The sequence below is a fragment of the Streptomyces sp. NPDC053432 genome (assembly GCF_055585365.1).
The window spans coordinates 292,112-309,143 of the sequence record NZ_JBVJKF010000002.1 but is presented as its reverse complement, the minus strand read 5'-3'; the positions used below and the strand labels follow the sequence as shown (position 1 = coordinate 309,143).

At 73.5% G+C, this 17,032-nt stretch carries 15 protein-coding genes; 10 read left to right on the top strand and 5 right to left on the bottom strand.

The window, feature by feature from the left end; genetic code table 11:
- Nucleotides 1–47: 47 nt before the first annotated feature.
- Complete coding sequence (locus ACZ6Y1_RS04505) at nt 48–779, top strand: ABC transporter ATP-binding protein (protein ID WP_469622709.1); 732 nt, start codon at nt 48–50, stop codon at nt 777–779.
- 9 nt (nt 780–788) lie between these two features.
- Here ACZ6Y1_RS04505 and ACZ6Y1_RS04500 read toward each other — a convergent pair whose 3' ends face one another.
- Both ACZ6Y1_RS04500 and ACZ6Y1_RS04495 read right to left on the bottom strand, forming a co-directional pair.
- Nucleotides 789–3,092 (bottom strand): ABC transporter permease, encoded by a 2,304-nt coding sequence (locus tag ACZ6Y1_RS04500; protein ID WP_469622704.1) that lies wholly within the window; start codon nt 3,090–3,092, stop codon nt 789–791.
- Nucleotides 3,089–3,799: an ABC transporter ATP-binding protein gene (locus ACZ6Y1_RS04495; RefSeq protein ID WP_469622701.1), complete on the bottom strand. Its 711-nt coding sequence runs from the start codon at nt 3,797–3,799 to the stop codon at nt 3,089–3,091. Before ACZ6Y1_RS04495 ends, ACZ6Y1_RS04500 begins: the two co-directional genes overlap by 4 nt.
- A gap of 129 nt (nt 3,800–3,928) precedes the next feature.
- On the opposite strand from ACZ6Y1_RS04495, the gene ACZ6Y1_RS04490 reads away from it, so the two are divergent.
- Both ACZ6Y1_RS04490 and ACZ6Y1_RS04485 read left to right on the top strand, forming a co-directional pair.
- Nucleotides 3,929–4,846 carry a sensor histidine kinase gene (locus tag ACZ6Y1_RS04490; protein ID WP_469622697.1) on the top strand — a complete coding sequence of 306 codons (918 nt, stop codon included), beginning with the start codon at nt 3,929–3,931 and terminating at the stop codon, nt 4,844–4,846.
- A gap of 74 nt (nt 4,847–4,920) precedes the next feature.
- Nucleotides 4,921–5,604: a response regulator gene (locus tag ACZ6Y1_RS04485; protein ID WP_469623677.1), complete on the top strand. Its 684-nt coding sequence runs from the start codon at nt 4,921–4,923 to the stop codon at nt 5,602–5,604.
- Here ACZ6Y1_RS04485 and ACZ6Y1_RS04480 read toward each other — a convergent pair.
- Together ACZ6Y1_RS04480 and ACZ6Y1_RS04475 are read right to left on the bottom strand one after the other, a co-directional pair.
- Nucleotides 5,568–7,172 carry a hypothetical protein gene (locus ACZ6Y1_RS04480; protein WP_469622694.1) on the bottom strand — a complete coding sequence of 535 codons (1,605 nt, stop codon included), beginning with the start codon at nt 7,170–7,172 and terminating at the stop codon, nt 5,568–5,570. The genes ACZ6Y1_RS04485 and ACZ6Y1_RS04480 overlap by 37 nt on opposite strands.
- Nucleotides 7,169–8,089, bottom strand: coding sequence for a LysR family transcriptional regulator (locus ACZ6Y1_RS04475; RefSeq protein ID WP_469622691.1), 921 nt, complete (start codon nt 8,087–8,089; stop codon nt 7,169–7,171). Before ACZ6Y1_RS04475 ends, ACZ6Y1_RS04480 begins: the two co-directional genes overlap by 4 nt.
- A 71-nt stretch (nt 8,090–8,160) precedes the next feature.
- On the opposite strand from ACZ6Y1_RS04475, the gene ACZ6Y1_RS04470 reads away from it, so the two are divergent.
- The gene (locus tag ACZ6Y1_RS04470; protein ID WP_469622688.1) at nt 8,161–9,105 is read left to right on the top strand and encodes an NAD-dependent epimerase/dehydratase family protein; all 945 of its coding nucleotides are present in this window, start codon (nt 8,161–8,163) and stop codon (nt 9,103–9,105) included.
- Here the strand turns inward: ACZ6Y1_RS04470 and ACZ6Y1_RS04465 are convergent.
- Entirely contained in the window at nt 9,102–9,848 is a 747-nt protein-coding gene (locus ACZ6Y1_RS04465) for a GntR family transcriptional regulator (RefSeq protein ID WP_469622684.1), read from the bottom strand. The two genes, ACZ6Y1_RS04470 and ACZ6Y1_RS04465, sit on opposite strands and share 4 nt — an antisense overlap.
- 224 nt (nt 9,849–10,072) lie before the next feature.
- On the opposite strand from ACZ6Y1_RS04465, the gene ACZ6Y1_RS04460 reads away from it, so the two are divergent.
- The 6 genes from ACZ6Y1_RS04460 (at nt 10,073) to ACZ6Y1_RS04435 (ending at nt 17,010) form a co-directional block, all read left to right on the top strand.
- The gene (locus tag ACZ6Y1_RS04460; protein ID WP_469622682.1) at nt 10,073–11,236 is read left to right on the top strand and encodes an ABC transporter substrate-binding protein; all 1,164 of its coding nucleotides are present in this window, start codon (nt 10,073–10,075) and stop codon (nt 11,234–11,236) included.
- A complete protein-coding gene (locus tag ACZ6Y1_RS04455; RefSeq protein ID WP_469622678.1) occupies nt 11,236–12,138 on the top strand; it encodes an ABC transporter permease in 903 nt (300 codons plus the stop codon). The genes ACZ6Y1_RS04460 and ACZ6Y1_RS04455 overlap by 1 nt, the downstream gene beginning before the upstream one ends.
- On the top strand, nt 12,135–13,046 hold the full coding sequence (locus ACZ6Y1_RS04450) for an ABC transporter permease (RefSeq protein ID WP_469623673.1): 912 nt from the start codon (nt 12,135–12,137) through the stop codon (nt 13,044–13,046). The genes ACZ6Y1_RS04455 and ACZ6Y1_RS04450 overlap by 4 nt, the downstream gene beginning before the upstream one ends.
- Nucleotides 13,047–13,052: 6 nt before the next feature.
- Complete coding sequence (locus ACZ6Y1_RS04445) at nt 13,053–14,150, top strand: ABC transporter ATP-binding protein (RefSeq protein ID WP_469622675.1); 1,098 nt, start codon at nt 13,053–13,055, stop codon at nt 14,148–14,150.
- 26 nt (nt 14,151–14,176) lie between these two features.
- A complete protein-coding gene (locus ACZ6Y1_RS04440; RefSeq protein ID WP_469623670.1) occupies nt 14,177–14,818 on the top strand; it encodes an HAD family hydrolase in 642 nt (213 codons plus the stop codon).
- A 161-nt stretch (nt 14,819–14,979) separates the two neighbouring features.
- Nucleotides 14,980–17,010 (top strand): calcium-binding protein, encoded by a 2,031-nt coding sequence (locus ACZ6Y1_RS04435; RefSeq protein ID WP_469622672.1) that lies wholly within the window; start codon nt 14,980–14,982, stop codon nt 17,008–17,010.
- Nucleotides 17,011–17,032: the final 22 nt, after the last annotated feature.

Genomic DNA, 17,032 nt, shown 5'->3' with positions numbered 1-17,032 from the left:
GAGCAAATTCGAAACCGAACGGTTAACGTCCAGGGGGAGCAGACGTCATGACGCAGGATCAGGAGAGCCCGGCCGAGGCGCCGATGGTGGTCGTGGACGACGTCCACCGCAGCTTCGGCAGCGGCCCGAACGCCGTCCACGCGCTGCGCGGGGTCTCCTTCGAGGTGCGCCGGGGGGAACTCACCGCGCTGAAGGGCCGGTCGGGCTCGGGCAAGACCACCCTGCTCAACCTCGTCGGCGGACTCGACACCCCGACCGCCGGCACCGTCTGCCTCGACGGCACCGGCCTCGCGGGCCTCGACGAGTCCGGGCTGCTGGCGCTGCGCCGCGACCGGATCGGTTTCGTCTTCCAGTCCTTCGGCCTCATCCCGGTCCTCACGGCCGCCGAGAACGTCGGGGTCCCGATGCGGCTGCGGAAGGTCCCCGCCCTGCAGCGCGAGGAGCGGGCCCGGACCCTGCTCGCCCTGGTCGGCCTCGCCGAACACGCCGATCAGCGCCCCGGCGAACTCTCCGGAGGGCAGCAGCAGCGCGTCGCCGTGGCCCGCGCCCTGGCCAACGAGCCCGATCTGATCATCGCGGACGAGCCGACCGGCCAGCTCGACTCCGAGACCGGCCGGTCGATCATGCGGCTGCTGCGGGCGGTGGTGCGCAGCGAGGGGGTCACCGCCCTCGTCGCGACCCACGACCCGGCGCTGATCGAACTCGCCGACCGGGTCGTGGAACTGCGCGACGGCCGCATCGTCGACGAGCACGCCGTCGAGCAGGCCGCGACCCGCTGAGCCGCCCCGCTACTCGGTGTGCAGGGCCGTGGCGATCGTCATCCGGGCCGCCGACCGGGCCGGGAGCAGGGCGCCGAGCACGGCGATCGCCACACCGGCGAGCAGCATCGCAGCCAGCTGCGGCGCGTGCCACACGTCCTTCATGGACTCGGGGAACTCCACCACCCCGACGTGGTCGACGACCAGCCGGTGCGCCGCCATGCCCAGCGGGAGCCCGAGCAGTCCGCCCACCACGCCCAGTCCCGCCACCGAGGTCACCGTCATCAGCACCACTTGGCGGGGCGTCATCCCGATGGACTTGAGCATGCCCAGATCGCGGCGGCGCTCGCGGGTGTTCAGCAGCACCGTGTTGAAGACGCCGAGCGACGCCACGACGCTGAGCAGCACCGTGAACACCGTGGAGAAGGTCACCACGGTGAAGGTGGCGGCGTTCGCCCCGCCCCCCACGGACGTGGACAGTCCGGGGTCGGCCGCCTCGACCGCCGCCGTGTAGGCGTCCACGTCGGCGCCGGGGGAGAGCTTCACGTAGTACTCGATGGCACGGGAACCCGGTGCCAGCCGCTCATAGGTCTCCCACGTCGCCTCCAGGGCGCGCGCGTTGCCGTCCATCAGCTTGCCCACGACGGTCGTGGGGGTCCGCCTGCCGTTCAGTTCCAGGACGACCCGGTCACCGATCCGGAGCCCGCGCTGGGTGAGGAACGACGGCCCGGCCGCGATCTCCCCGGCCGCGTCCGGCCGTCGCCCCTCGACGATCTCGTAGGCGTGCGAGGGGTCGTTCCCGCGGTAGAAGTCGGCGAAGGCGGGCTGGGTCTGCCCGACCAGGCCCACTTCGGCCAGCCCACGGGCCCGTACGTACTGGGCGCCCGGGAGGGACCGCAGGTGCTCTTCGATCTGCGCGTCGCCGAGAGACGGCGGGGGCCGGTCCCCCTGCCGGTCCGCGTGGACCAGGATCCGGGCGCCGCCGTCGTCCCGACCGGTACCGCTCAGCGCGAGCATCGTGCTGGTCAGCCCGGTCGACAGGGTCACGGTGGTGACCCCCAGGACGATGGCCGCCATGGTCAGGAGCGCCCGGCCGGGCCGCGCGAACGGCTGGCCCAGGCCCAGACTGACCGGGCGCGGCAGCTCGGTGAAGCCCAGGATCCGCTGGACGCGCAGCCCGCGCCCGGTACGTGGCGCACCGCCCGCGCTGATCGCCCGGGCTGCCGGCAGCCGGTGCGCCCGCAGGGCCGGGACGAGCGCGGCGAGCAGCACGAGGGCGGGCATCCCGAGCAGGCACGCGGCGGACACCCACGCGGGGACGGCGCCGACAGAGGCCCGGCCCGTGGCGATTCCCGAGAACGAGACCTTCAGGACGGGCCCGGCCAGGGCATGGCCCAGCACGGTGCCGAGGACGCTACCGGCGAACGCGGGCACGGACATCATCGTGAGGTAGACGCCCACGACCTGGTTCGGGGTGAAGCCCAGCGCCTTGAGCACACCGATGTGCCGGTACCCCGAGACCACCGCCCCGCTGACCACGTTCCCGACGATCAGGCCGGAGACGAGGAGGCCGAGGACACCGAAGAGCGACACGAAGGGGAGGTAGGCATCGGCCAGTGCCGAGAACGCCTGCTTGAGGGTGAGGTAGTCCTGCGTGTTGGTGAGGGAGCCCGCGGGCAGCTCCTCCGTCGCGCGGGCGAGGCCGGAGCGCAGCTGTTCCTCGTCCGAGGAGTCCGTGAAGCGGTAGAGCATCTGGGCCGAACCCGGGTGGAGTTCGGCGAGTTGCCCGGGCGTGACCCAGGCACCCGCGGCCTGGCTCATGCCGGTGGCGAATCCGACGACGGTCAGGGGTGCGGCGCCGGGGACCGGGAGCCGTGTACCGAGCAGCTCCGGGTTCGGGATGCCGTTGAAGGGCCAGTTGACGACGATCTCGCCGGGGGCGGTGGCCCACCGGCCCCGCAGGATCTCCACGCGGTCGACGGGACCCCCCGGGTCGGCCCGGCCCACCACGACGAGGGAGCCGCCGGGAGACCCGAGCCAGCCCTCGGGCTTGGCGACGACGGCCTGCCCGAAGGGCCCGGCGGCCGCCTCCACACCCGGCTGCCCGGCGGTCCGCGCCAGCTGGGCCTCCGTGACCTTCGCGGTGTCGAAGGAGGCCACCACGTGCGCGCCGCGCTGGGCGGCGTACGCCGCGTCGAACGGAGCGGAGGAGGCGAGCAGCCCCAGCGCCAGCAGCACGGTCGTGGTGGAGCACAGGACGACGAGTCCGATGACGAAAGTCTGGACCTTGCGCCGCCTGACGGCGGCCCGCGAGGCCCTCCACACGGCGCTCACGCGCTCGCCTCCAGGGCGGTCTCGCGGGCCACCCGGCCGTCGGTCATCTCGACCAGCCGGCTCGCGCAGCGCGTGGCCAGCTCCTGGTCGTGGGTGACGATCAGCAGGGTCTGCCCGATCTGGTTGAGGTCGATCAGGAGGTCCATCACCTGCTCGCCGGCGCGACTGTCGAGCGCGCCGGTGGGCTCGTCGGCCAGCAGCAGCGCGGGCCGGTTCATCAAAGCCCTTGCGACGGCGACCCGTTGGCGTTCCCCGCCGCTCAGCGTCGCCGGATAGTTGTTGCGCCGCGCGGCCACGCCCAGCTCGTCGAGCAGTTCCAGGGCCCGGCGGCGCGCCTGGCGGGCCGGGGTTCCGGTCAACTGGGCCGCCAGCGCGACGTTGTCGAGGGCCGGCAGATCGTCGATGAGGTTGAAGAACTGGAAGACCATGCCGATGTCGCGGCGCCGGAACAGCGCCAGTCCGGTCTCGTTCAGCAGCCCCAGGTCCTGTCCGTGCACCTCGACGAGGCCCGAGGTGGGCCGGTCCAGGCCGGCCACCATGTTGAGGAGGGTGGATTTGCCGCAGCCGGAGGGGCCCATCACGGCGACCGCTTCCCCCGCCCGGATCTCCAGTGACAGCCCGTTCAGGGCCTTCGTGTCGCCGTACTCCTTGTGCACGCCGTCCAGCCGCACCACCACGTGTCGTCCACTGCTTTGATCAGTTGTCATGGCCCGAACCTAGAGCGATCGGCGCGGGCGGTGCGTCGGCCCCGGGATGTAAAGGTCCGGGCAGGTCGTCCTGGGGATGTACACGAGCCGTCCGGCAGAATGACGCGCGGACGGACAGGGGGTGCGAGGGTGGGAACGATCACTGCGGTGGCCGCCGCGTGCCTGGCCACGGTCGTGGCGGCCGGGCTCGCCCTGGCCCTGGCACGCGCCCGGCGGGCGCACGCGGAGGCGATGGGGGAGCGAGGCTGGCTGCTGGAACGGGAGCGGGAGAGCGCGGCCCGTACGGCGGTCGACGCCGAACGGGCCAGGATCGCGGCCGAACTCCACGACATCGTCAGCCACAACGTGAGCCTGATGGTGGTCCAGGCGGGCGCCGCGCGGGAAGTGCTGCACACCCTGCCGGAGGAGGCCGCCGCGGCGATGGGCGCCGTGGAGACGGCCGGACGGACCACGATGACGGAACTGCGGCACCTGCTGGGGCTGTTGGCGCCGGCGCAGGACGGCAGGGACGAGCCGTACGCCGCGGGCGCCGCCGGCACGGCGGCCACGGAACCGCAGCCGAGCCTGTCCCGGCTCGGCCCACTGATCGACAAGTTCGCCTTCGCCGGGCTGCCGGTGGAGGTACGGGTGTCCGGGGAACCCCGGCCGTTGCCGGCCGGGATCGACGTCACGGCGTACCGGATCATCCAGGAGGCGCTGACCAACGCGTTCAAACACGGGAACGGGGGCAGGACGGAAGTGACGGTGCGGTACGCGGACCACGCGCTGCGCGTGGAGGTGCTGAGCGGCGGGCCGAGCGTGCCGGCCGCGGGTGCGGAGGGCGACACGGGTGCGGTCCGAGCCCGGCGCTCCGCCCAGGCCCCTGCTCCTCGGACGCCGGAGGGGCCGGGGTCGCCCTCGTCGGTACCGGCCAAGGCGGACGGAACCGGGCGTGGACTGCTCGGCCTGCGCGAACGAGTCGCCGTCTACGGCGGGGACTTCGACGCCCGGCGCCGCTTGGGCGGCGGCTACCGCGTGCGGGCACGCCTCCCGCTGGAGCGCCCGTGACCAGGCCGCTGCCCGAGCCGGGAGCCGCTCCCGCGGCACCGACAGCGCCGTCGGCCCCGCCCGCAACGTTGGCCCTGCCCTCACCCTCGGCCCCGCCCGCGCCCACCCCGCGGGTGGTGATCGCCGACGACCAGGAGCTCGTCCGTACCGGCTTCCGGCTGATCCTGACGGCCCGGGGGATCGACGTCGTAGGGGTCGCCGCCGACGGGCTGGAGGCCATCGGACTGGTGCGGCGTACGCGGCCCGATGTCGTGCTGCTCGACATCCGGATGCCCCACATGGACGGTCTCGAAGCCGCACGGCGGATCCTCGCCGAGGCCCCCGACTGCCGGGTGATCATGCTGACCACCTTCGACCTCGACAGCTACGTCTACGCCGCCCTCGCCGCCGGGGCCAGCGGGTTCCTGCTGAAGGACGTCACCCCCGAGCACCTCGCCGCCGCCGTCCGCCTCGTCGGCACCGGGGACGCGCTGCTCGCGCCCTCCATCACCCGCCGGCTCGTGGAGCGCTGCGGGCCCGGACCCGGGGCCGACGCGCACCACCCGGAACTCGCCGCGCTGACCCCGCGCGAACGGGAGGTGCTGACCCTGATGGGCCACGGCCGTTCCAACGCGGAACTGGCCCAGGCGCTGACGCTGAGCGAGGCCACGGTGAAGACCCATGTGGCCCGTATCTTCGCGAAGCTGTCCCTGCGCGACCGGGCCCAGGCGGTGGTCATCGCCTACGAGACGGGACTGGTGACCCCCGGTTCGCCGTAGCGGGTCATCAGTTCCTCCATCACCGGGAGCGGGAGGGAGGGGTTCGCGGCCGCCGCCTCCACGACGTGAGCGTCGGTGCCGGCGTCGGCGAGCAGGCCGAGGAGGACCGGGGGCGCCAGCGCCGGGTGGCGGGCCGCGAGAGGGGCCGCCCCGGGGTCGGCCAGGCACGGCAGCAGGGCCTCCGCCGTCGCGTGAGGGTGGACGGCGATCGCCTTGAGGGCCTTGCGTACGGGCGGCTCCTGGCGGGCGAGCTCGGCCAGCAGCGCTCCTGGGGCATCCGGGTTGGTGGCCACCCGGGCCGCCACCCGTCCGCCGTGAGCCGCCGCCATCGCACGGAGCCGCTCCTCGGACAGCCCGGGGTGCGGCGCGACCGACGCGACCACCGCCGCGTCCGGATCGGCGGCCAGCGCGTCGCGCAGCTCCGCCGGCAGATCGCGCCGCTGCGCGACGAGCATCCGTACCGCCGCGTACCGCGATCCGGCGAGCTCCGTGAGTTCGCAGGCCGGGGCCCCGGCGATCCGGGGGAGCAGCACGGGTCCGATCCGGGTGGTACGGGCCAGCTCGGCCAGCACGTCGAGCGGCAGGCCCGGGTGGTGGGCCACAGCCCGGCGGATCTCGTACGAGCCGTCGGCGGCGAGGGCGCGGACCAGATCCTCGCCGATCGCGGGGTTCCCCGCGACGGCCTGCCGGACACCGGGGACGTCGTCCTCCGCGAGCCGGGCGTAGACCTCCTGCGGCAGATCCGCCCGCTCGGCCAGCTCCCAGCGCACGAGCATCGAAGGATGACCGGCCAGGGAGGCCGCCGCGGCGGCCGGTGTCGCCGGGTTGCGCGCCGCCCGCTGCCAGGTCTCCAGGACCGTCGAGCCGTGCGTCCCGTCGCACTCGGCGCCCGGCCGCAGCTCGCATGCGGGATCCGGGCAGTACGGGTGATGCGTGAAGGGGATGTCCTTGGCCTCGCAGACCAGGCAGGACACGGCCGGTTCGAGGCCCTCGCCGGTGATCAGTGCGGCCAGCGCGGCCGGGGCCACGGCCTCGTTGAGGGCGGCCGAGCAGCGGACCTCCGCATGCGGATGACGGGCGAGCCGGGTCGCGACCTCCGTCGTCGTGGCCCACAGGGCGAGTTCGGCCACCACGCCCGTATCGGGGTCCGCGGCCAGCGTCTCCACGACGTCCGGCGGCAGCCCGGGGCAGGAGGCCAGCCGCCACCGGACACCCGGATCGGGGTGCACGGCGAGGAGGCGGGCCCACTCCGGCCGGCCGGCACCGGCGTCGAGCAGCGCGACGGCCGTGACGGGCCACGCGACGGGATCGACGTCATCGGTGTGGAGCTGCCCGTCGTACGCCAGTTGGACGGCCGTGCCCACCGACCGCGCGGCGAGCGCCCGCGCACGGGCACGCCCGAGGCCGGGACGGCCGGCCAGGGCGAGGGCCGGCTCCTCGGCGGCAGGATGGGCCGGCGGCCCGTCCTGCGCCTCCGGTTCCCCGGCCACCGCCAGCGCCAGCAGCCGGTCGAGGAGCGTCGCCGGCAGCTCCGGATTGGCGGCGAGCCCGTACAGGAAGTGGTTCACGGGCGGACCCCGTCCCGCGCCGAGGCGGCGGCGGTCAGGGCCCCCGCCAGGGCATCGGCATACGGATGCGGTCGGCGCCGACGGGGGAGCACGACCCCGAAGTGCCGGGCCGGGCGCGGTGGTTCGACCCGGATCACGCTCAGCTCGGGGGAGGGGCCGGGGACCAGTGAGACCTCCGGGACGAGGGAGACGCCCACGCCCGCCGCGACCAGCGTCTGCGCGAAGAAGTAGTCGGTGGTCGACGCCCCGACGAGGAGGTCGAAACCGGCCTGGTCCGCGTAACGGCGCAGGAACGCCTCGGTCTTCAGGCAGCCGAGCACCCACCGGTCCCCGGCGAGCTCGGCCGGGCTCAGCGAGGACCGGCCGGCGAGCCGGTGGCCCCGGGGCAGCACCAGCCACAGCGGATCCTCCATCAGCGGCAGCCAGTCGAGCCCCGGCCGCCCGCCCGCACCGGCCGGCTGCGGCCCGTCGAAGTGATAGCTCAGCGCGAGGTCGGCCGCCCCGGCGCGCACCATCGGCACGGCGTCCTCCGGCTCGCACTCGCGCACCGTCAGCTCCACCTCCGGATGCGCGGCCACGAACCGGGACAGTGCCGCGGGCAGCAGGTGCCGGCCCCCGCTGGTGAAGGTGGCGACGGTCAGCCGCGGCCGGGGAGCGGTCAGCCGGTCGATCTCGTGGCGGACCTGGTCCAGCTCGGCGGAGATCGCCTCGGCCGCCTCCACCAGCAGCCGGCCGGGCTCGGTGAGGGTGACCCCGCGGGTGCTGCGCACGGCCACCGGGTGGCCCAGGCTCCGTTCGAGCGCGGCGATGTGCTGGGAGACGGCCGAGGGGGTCAGCAGCAGGGCCCCGGCGGCCCGGTTGAAGCTGCCGTGCTCGGCCACGGCACGCAGGACGCGCAGCCGCTGCACATCGATCATCAGTATTCCTTCAAACAGGTTCAGCGGATCAGCAGTTCCGCTGGGGACCATACAGCGGCAGAGTCGGCCGCATGAACACGATTCTTGTCATCGGCGGCAACCGGTACTTCGGGAAGTCCCTGGTCACCAAGGCGCGCGACGCGGGCCACGAGGTCACGCTCCTCAACCGTGGCTCCAGCGCCCCGCCCGCCGGCGTCCGCGGGCTCGTCGCCGACCGCGACGACGAAGCGGCGCTGCGGGCCGCGCTGGGTGCCCGCTCCTTCGACACCGTCATCGACCAGGTCTGCTACACGCCGCAGCAGGCCGCCGTCGCGCGGCGCGTCTTCGCCGGGCGGACCGGTCGGTACGTGATGACCTCCACCATGGAGGTCTACGACCCGGCCACCCTCCCCGCACCCGCCCCCGCACCCGCCCCCGCACCCCCCCTCGCCCCCGCGTCCGGCGCCGCCGGCCCGGTCCCCGTCACCGAGGACTCCCTGGACCTGTTCCGGGCCGGGGCCGCGCGGGGCGGCGGCCCCGCCTTCGCGTACGCCGACGGCAAGCGGCGGGCCGAGGCCGTGTTCCTGCGCGATCCCGTCTTCCCGTACGTCTCCGTCCGCGCGGCCCACGTCCTGGGCGGCGGCCGCGAGGACTTCACGGGGCGCCTCGCGCACTACGTGGAACGGATCGCCGCGGGCTCCCCGGTCGACGTCCACGAGTTCCCGTACGCGACCTCGTTCATCCACCACACGGAGATCGCGGAGCTGCTGTACTGGGCGGCGGGCCAGAGCTTCACCGGGCCGGTGAACGCGGCCTCCCACGGGGCGCTGGACGTGATCGGGCTGAGCGGGCTGGTCGCCGAGCGGCTCGGGCGGCGCGCGCACCACCGGGTCGTGGGGGCGGGCGCCGAAGCCTCGCCGTTCTCCTTCGACCGCGCCTACGCCATGGACAACGGCCGGGCCGCCTCCCTGGGTTTCGGCTTCGGCCACGTCGCGGACTGGCTGCCGGCCGCGATCGAGGAAGCGGCCGCCGGCTAACCGTCGCCGGTGCGCCGCTCCAGCGGGGTGGTTACTGCCGAGTTGCTCACACTGAACGTGACGCTACCGGCGCGGTAGCGGTCGTCGGACCACTCGATCGGGCGGCCGGCCGCCGTCGCGGAGGCGTGCCGCTGCCGCAGCAGGGGGGCGCCGCGGCGGATCGCCAGCAGCCGGGCGTCCTCGCTGCCCGCCGGGAGGGCGTCGATGAGGTGCTCGCCGTAGTGGGCGACGACCCCGGAGTCCTGCGCGAGGAGGTCCATGATGGAGCGGCAGTCCTCGGGCATCGCCTCGACGGCCGCCGCGATCCAGCCCGGATAGGCGGTCCGCTCGACCATGGTGGGCTCACCGTCGAGCAGACGCAGCCGCAGCACCGCGAGGACCTCCGCGCCCGGCTCCAGCGCGAGGCGCTCGGCCTCCTCGGCGGTGGCTGCCCGCCGCGTACGGGAGAGGAACCGGCTGGCGGCCTCGTGGCCGAGGCCTTCCGCCCACTGGGCGAAGCTGTTCAGCTCGCCGAAACTGTGCCGCCGCTCATGGCGCAGAACGATCCTGCGCGCGCCCTGCCGGGAACCGATCAGCCCCTCCGAGGCCAGTGTGGCGACCGCCTGGCGGACGGTTCCGCGCGACGCGGACCACTGCGCGGCGAGGTCGCTCTCGGAAGGCAGCTGCGAACCCACCGGGTGCCGACCGGACAGGATCGCCCGGCGCAGCGCGTCGGCGATCTCCAGATACCGGGCCGTACCCATGCTCCTCGCCCCCTCACCTGTGCGTGCGTACGGATCACCCTCTCGGTGCCCGTATTCATGATCATTCCAACACGCCTTGTCACGACTTCTTTCGGTCATTGTCGTGTCTTCGTCGAGTCGTGCCTCCCGGTCCAGACCCCGTTCACCGTCCGTACAGTGAGACCGGGCGAACTGGAGCCAACTTGTTCAGACAAGTGGACCCCACTAAGTCTCCGGGAGAGACCGTGCTCAGTTCCTCCGCCCGTCGCGGTGCGGCCGTACTGCTCAGCGCCGCCGTCCTCACCACGCTCAGCGCGTGCGGCGCCGCCCCCGACACCGGGGCCACCGGTGCCGACGGCGCCAAGAACGGCGCGAAGCCGGCCACCGCCACCTCGGTCGCCGATTTCGGCTCGCTGGAAGCCCTCGTCGCCGCCGCGCAGAAGGAGGGCAGACTCAACGTCATCGCCCTGCCGCCGGACTGGGCGAACTACGGCGAGATCATCAAGGCCTTCGAGGCCAAGTACAAGATCAAGGTGAACAGCGAGAACCCGGACGCCTCCAGCTCCGACGAGATCGCCGCCGTCAAGTCCCGCAAGGGCCAGGACCGCGCCCCCGACGTCCTCGACCTCGGCATCGCCTTCGCCCGCAGCGGCGCCGGCGAGAACCTCTTCGCCCCGTACAAGGTCGCCGCCTGGGACAAGATCCCGGCCGGCCAGAAGGACGCCGACGGCCGCTGGTACAACGACTACGGCGGCTACGTCTCCATCGGCTGCGACGCCGCGAAGATCACCACCTGCCCGCAGACCTTCGCCGACCTGCTGAAGCCCGAGTACAAGGGCAAGGTCGCCCTCAACGGCAACCCCACCAAGTCCGGTTCGGCCTTCGGCGGCGTCTACGCGGCCGCCCTCGCCAACAAGGGCTCCTTCGCCGACATCCAGCCCGGCATCGACTTCTTCGGCCAGCTGAAGAAGAGCGGGAACTTCATCCCGGTCGAGTCCACCCCGGCCACCGTCGAGAAGGGCGAGACGCCCATCTCCATCGACTGGGACTACCTGAACGCCGGCTACGCCGAGCAGTTCAAGGGCAAGGGCGTCGACTGGAAGGTCGCCGTCCCCACCGACGGCGTCTACGCCCAGTTCTACTCGCAGGCCATCAACAAGGAGGCCCCGAACCCGGCCGCCGCCCGCCTGTGGATGGAGTTCCTCTACAGCGCCGAGGGCCAGAACCTGTGGCTGAAGGGGCACGCCCGCCCGGTCCTGCTCCCCGTCATGACGCAGGACGGCACCGCCGACAAGGACGCCGTCACCAAGCTCCCGCAGGTCCAGGGCACCCCGTCCTTCCCGGCCTCCACCGAGCTCGACAAGGCCAAGGCCACCCTCGCCGAGAAGTGGGACAAGGCCCTCTCCTGATGTCCACCACCACCCCTCGTCCCGCGGGGACCGCCGGCGGCAGCTCCAGCCGCCGCCGGCGGCGCGGTCCGCGCACCTGGCTCGCGACCCTCCCGCTCCTCGTCTTCACCGGGCTCTGCTTCGGCATCCCCCTCGGCGCCATGGCCTTCGGCGCGGTCACCCGCACCGACCCCGACGGCGGCGCCACCCGGCTCACCGGCGAACACCTCGCCCGCTCGCTCCAGGGCCCCTACCTCGGCTCGCTCATCGGCAGCGTCCAGCTCTCCGCCCTGACCGCACTGCTCGGCGGAGTGCTCGGCGTCGTCATCGCCCAGGCCGTGGTCACCTCACGCTCCACCGCCCTGCGCAGCGCCGCGCTCACCGCCTCGGGCGTGCTCGCCAACTTCGGCGGCGTGCCCCTCGCGTTCGCGTTCATCGCCACCGCGGGCATCTCCGGCGTCCTCACCCAGCTCGGCGACCTCACCGACCTCGGCTGGAACCTGTACTCCTTCACCGGCCTCACCGTGGTCTACCTGTACTTCCTCATCCCCCTGATGGTGCTGGTCATCGCCCCGGCCCTGGAGGGACTGCGCCCGCAGTGGCGCGAGGCCGCCCAGAACAGCGGCGCCACCGGACGGCAGTTCTGGCGCCACGTGGGCCTGCCGGTCCTCGCGCCCTCCCTGCTCGGCGGATTCGTCCTGCTCTTCGGCACCGCCTTCGCCGCGCACGCGACGGCCGCCGCGCTCCTCGGCGGCTCCGTGCCACTGGTCACGCTGAAGATCGCGGACGCGCTGTCCGGGAACGTGCTCACCGGCCAGGAGAACGTCGCCCTCGCCCTCGGCCTCGACATGATCCTGATCGCCGGCCTGGTCATGGCTGTCTACCTGCCCCTCCAGCGACGGAGCGCCCGATGGCTGCGATGACCCCCACCCCCACCCCCACCGCCACCGCCACCCGCGCCCCCGAGCAGGCCGGGGCCCCGGTGAGGACCGCCCGGAGAAGGCCCCGCCCGAGGATCTGGCGCGGAGCCGTGCTCCTGCTCGCCGGGACCTACTTCCTCCTCCCGCTCGTCGCCTCCTTCGTCTTCACCGTGCACGTGCCCGGCCAGGGCATCACCTTCGAGGCCTACACCGAACTCCTCGCCGCCGAAGGCTTCACCCGGAGCCTGCTGCTCTCCCTCGGCCTCGCCGCCGCGACCATCGCGCTGTCGCTGCTGCTCGCGGTGCCCGCACTGGTCGCCGTACGCATCGGCTCCCCGCGGCTGCGTCCCGTCGTCGAGGTGATGTGCATGCTCCCGCTGGTCGTCCCGCCGATCGCCCTGGTCACCGGGATCACGACCGTGCTGCGCTGGGGCCCCGAACACCTGTCGCGGACCCCGCTCTACCAGACGTTCATCGCCGTCCAGAACGAGGACTTCCCCGTCGTCCTCGTCCTCGCCTACACCGTGCTGGCCCTCCCGTTCGTCCACCGCTCCCTCGACGCCGGCCTGCGCGCCGTCGACGTGCCCACCCTCGTCGAGGCCGCCCGCAGCTGCGGGGCGAGCTGGCCGTACGTGGTGCTGCGCGTGCTCCTGCCGAACCTGCGGGCCTCCCTGGCCGGCGCCGCCTTCCTCACCCTGGCCCTGGTGCTCGGCGAGTTCACCATCGCCTCCCTGCTGGGCTTCCGGCCCTTCGCGGTGTGGATCGTCTCCATCTCCGGAGCCCAGGCCCGGATGTCGGTGGCCGTCTCCGTCCTCAGCCTCCTGATCACCTGGCTGCTGCTGCTCGCCCTCTCCCGGGCCGGGACCAACCCCACCACCGCAGCGGCCACCACCTCCCGCAAGGAGTCCTGACCCGCCATGTCCACAACCCTCCCCGAGGCCAGGAAGCCCATGGACCCCGCCGAGCCCACCGGTGGAGCGCGCGTCGAATTCCGCGGCCTGCGCCGGGCCTTCGGATCCACCGTCGCCCTCGACGGACTCGACCTGACCGTCGAGCCCGGCGAACTCATCGCCCTGCTCGGACCGTCCGGCTGCGGGAAGACCACCGCACTGCGCGTCGTCGCCGGCTTCGAACAGCCCGACTCCGGCGAAGTCCTCGTCGACGGGCAGGACATCACCCGCGTCCCGGCCGACCGCCGCGACTGCGGCATGGTCTTCCAGTCGTACAGCCTCTTCCCGAACCTCAACGCCCGCGACAACGTCGCCTTCGGCCTGCGCGTCCGCAAGGTCGGCGCGGCACAGCGCCGCGAGCGTGCCGCCGAACTCCTCGACCTGGTGGGCCTGCCCGGCCACGGCGACCGCTACCCGCACCAGATGTCCGGCGGCCAGCAGCAGCGCGTCGCGCTCGCCCGCGCCCTGGCCCTGCGCCCCCGCGTGCTCCTGCTGGACGAACCGCTCTCCGCCCTGGACGCCAAGGTACGGACGAACCTGCGCGAGGAGATCCGCCGCCTCCAGCTCTCCCTCGGCATCACGACGGTCTTCGTCACGCACGACCAGGAGGAGGCCCTGTCCATGGCCGACCGGGTCGCCGTCCTGAACGCCGGCAAGCTCGAACAGTGCGCCGCCCCGGCCGAACTGTACGAACGCCCGGCGACCCCGTTCGTGGCCGAGTTCGTCGGCACCATGAACCGGCTGCCCGGACGCCTCACCGACTCCGGCCTCGTCGAGGTCGCCGGTTCGCGCCTCCCCGTCGACGGGCCGGTCCCGGCCACCTCGGATGTGGAGGTCCTCGTACGGCCCGAGAACGTGACCGCGAGCGCCGACGCCGACGGCACCGCCACCGTCGTCTCCGCCTCCTTCTTCGGCGCCGTCACCCGCCTCCACCTGGAACTGCCGGGCGGCGTGGCCGTCAAGGCCGACCTCGCCTCGCGCGACGCGGAGGCCCTGGTCCCCGGCGCGCGGGCAGCCGTCGCGCTCGCCGAGCGCCCCGTGCTCGTCGTGGCGAGGTCCGTGTGAGCGCCGTCGCCGCGGTCCTGTTCGACATGGACGGCACCCTCGTCGACACCGAGGTGCTGTGGTGGCGTACCACCGAGGAGATCGCCGGCACCCTCGGCCACCGGCTCACCGACGCGGACGCGCCGGAAGTCGTCGGCCGCGCGGTCGAGGACACCGCCGCACACCTCGTCCGGGTCTCACGAGGGGGAGACCCGGACGAGGTGGCGCTCGCCCTCACCGAGAGCTTCTTCCGCAAGGTGGAGGCCGGCGCGCCGATGCGCCCCGGCGCCCAGCGGCTGCTGTCCGCCCTGGAGGCCGACGGGGTGCCCTTCGCGCTCGTGAGCGCCTCACCGCGGGTGGTCGTGGACTCGGTGGTCGGGGGCTCGCTGGCCCACGTCCCGTTCGTGTTCACGCTGTCCGCCGACGACACCCCCCGGACCAAGCCCCACCCGGACCCGTACCGGGCGGCCGCCGAGCGGCTGGGCCTCGCACCGGAGGCGTGCGTGGCGGTGGAGGACTCGCCGGACGGCGCGGCCTCGGCGGAGGCCGCCGGCTGCGGGCTCCTGGTCGTGCCGTCCCTGCTCCCGGTCCCGAGGTCGCCGCGGCGGAGCTTCGCGACCTCCTTGGAGGAGGTCACCCCGGCCCTCCTGCACGACTGCCTGGCGGCGGCCCGGCGATTTATCGGGTGATCAGCGGCCGGTCACCCGGGGGTGTGGACCCCGGCGCCCAGTGGGCGCAGTACGGGCCGGTCGTCGGGAAAGCCCCGTGAGCACGGCGGGACACTGTCGCACGCCCGCTCCGCGTGGGATGCGAGGGCGGGACGATGAGAGGCTGAGAGGTCCGCATGCCCGTGTTCACATCTCCGCCGCGAACGGCGTTCCGCCGGTTCCTGGCCCGGCGCAGGCGGCCACGGGCCGTGCGGGCGGGAGCCGTCGCGGTCGCCTGTCTGGCGCTCGTACTGTCCCTGCCCGGCACCGCGACGGCCGCCCCCGGGGACCTGGACCCGGCCTTCAGCGGCGACGGCAGGGTGCTGACCGACTTCGGCAGCGGCACCGACAGCGGCAACGAGATGGCGCTGGCACCCGACGGCCGGCTCGTCGTCGCCGGCTCCGCCTCCGACGACACGACGGCCGGCGACTTCGCGGTGGCCCGTTACAACCCCGACGGCAGCCTGGACACCGGCTTCGGCGGCGACGGCAGGGTGACCACCGACATCTCCGGCACCGGCATGTGGGACGACGGCTACGGAGTGGCGGTCCAGCCGGACCGCAAGATCGTCGTGGTCGGGAGCAGCTGGAAGGACTACGAGGACTGCTGCTGGTTCACGGTGGTCCGCTACAACGAGAACGGCACCCTCGACACCACCTTCGGCGGCGACGGCATCGTGACCACCGACTTCGGCGGCGGCCCGAACGAGGCCTACGAAGTGGTGGTGCAGCCCGACGGCAGGATCCTCGCCATGGGTACGTCCGGCGGCAGGTTCGCCCTGGCCCGGTTCAACCCCGACGGCAGCCCGGACACCACCTTCGGCGGCGGCGACGGCGAGGTGACCACCGATCCCTCTCCGGGCCTCCCCGAGGAAGGGGGCACGGGCCGCACCCTGACGGTCCAGCCCGACGGCAAGATCGTCGCAGGTGGCGATGTCGGGACGACCCGCTTCGACTTCGCCCTGATCCGCTACAACACGGACGGCAGCCTGGACACCACGTTCGACGGCGACGGCATCGTGCGGACCGACTTCGGCGGCTACGAGGGCGTGGAGGCGCTGGCCGCGCAGTCCGACGGCAGGATCGTCGCCGCCGGCGGTGTCTCGATGGCCCGGTACATGCCCGACGGCAGCCTGGACACCGGTTTCGACGGCGACGGCAGAGTGACCCTCCCGGCACCGGTCAGCGACATGGCGCCGGCGTCCGGCGGCAAGATCGTCCTCGTCGGAAGCAACGGACCCGGCGGCGACTTCGCCGTCCTGCGTCGCAACCCGAACGGCAGCCCGGACACCACCTTCGGCGGCGACGGCATGGTGACCACCGACTTCGGTGGCGCCGACTCGGCGCGCGGCGTGGTCCTGCAGTCCGACGGGAAGATCGTCGCCGCCGGCGGGGGCGGCCCCGACACGGACTTCGCGCTGGCCCGCTACGACGGCGGCGGCACCGAACCGCCGCCCCCACCGCCCGCGGCGGACCTCTCGGTCAGCCAGTCGGGAACGGCCCAGGTCAGCCTCGGCAACCGGGTCACCTACACCGTCCGCGTCACCAACGCCGCCGGCTCCACCGCGTCGGCCACCGGCATCACGCTGTCCGACACCGTCTCCGGAGCGGGCGCGACACTCGTCTCGGCCACGACCCCCAGCGGCAGCTGCACCCTCACCTTCACCAGCGCCAACTGCACGCTGAGCTCGCTGCTGCCGGGCGCGAGCGCGACGGTCACCGTCACCGTGGAACCCAGGTCGACCGGCACCATCACGAACAGGGCAACGGTCGCCGCCATGGAGCAGGACCCGGTCCCCGCCAACAACACCGCCACGGCGACGACCGCCGTGAACAACAGCCGCGGCTGCACGATCATCGGCACCAGCGCGGGTGAGACCATCGTCGGCACCAACGGCAACGACGTGATCTGCGGCCTCGGCGGCAACGACACCATCCGCGGAGGCGACGGCTCCGACGTCCTCTACGGCGACGTCGGCAATGACAACGTCGACGGCGGCAACGGCAACGACACCCTGTACGGCGGCGCCGGGAACGACACGCTGACCGGTTCCTACGGCTCCGACCGGCTCGACACCGCCGACGGCGTCTCCGGCAACGACACGGCCAACGGCGGCCCCGGCTTCGACACGTGCACCACCGATTCGGGTGACACCCGCATCAGCTGTCCCTGACCGTCCCGGCCCACGGCCGTCG

What these genes read in the sequence shown, in the direction of transcription:
- ACZ6Y1_RS04505 (WP_469622709.1), top strand. Translation starts at nt 48, where the DNA reads ATGACGCAGGATCAGGAGAGCCCGGCCGAGGCGCCGATGGTGGTCGTG.
- ACZ6Y1_RS04495 (WP_469622701.1), bottom strand. Translation starts at nt 3,799, where the DNA reads ATGACAACTGATCAAAGCAGTGGACGACACGTGGTGGTGCGGCTGGAC.
- ACZ6Y1_RS04475 (WP_469622691.1), bottom strand. Translation starts at nt 8,089, where the DNA reads ATGATCGATGTGCAGCGGCTGCGCGTCCTGCGTGCCGTGGCCGAGCAC.
- ACZ6Y1_RS04470 (WP_469622688.1), top strand. Translation starts at nt 8,161, where the DNA reads ATGAACACGATTCTTGTCATCGGCGGCAACCGGTACTTCGGGAAGTCC.
- ACZ6Y1_RS04465 (WP_469622684.1), bottom strand. Translation starts at nt 9,848, where the DNA reads ATGGGTACGGCCCGGTATCTGGAGATCGCCGACGCGCTGCGCCGGGCG.
- ACZ6Y1_RS04455 (WP_469622678.1), top strand. Translation starts at nt 11,236, where the DNA reads ATGTCCACCACCACCCCTCGTCCCGCGGGGACCGCCGGCGGCAGCTCC.
- ACZ6Y1_RS04450 (WP_469623673.1), top strand. Translation starts at nt 12,135, where the DNA reads ATGACCCCCACCCCCACCCCCACCGCCACCGCCACCCGCGCCCCCGAG.
- ACZ6Y1_RS04445 (WP_469622675.1), top strand. Translation starts at nt 13,053, where the DNA reads ATGTCCACAACCCTCCCCGAGGCCAGGAAGCCCATGGACCCCGCCGAG.
- ACZ6Y1_RS04440 (WP_469623670.1), top strand. Translation starts at nt 14,177, where the DNA reads ATGGACGGCACCCTCGTCGACACCGAGGTGCTGTGGTGGCGTACCACC.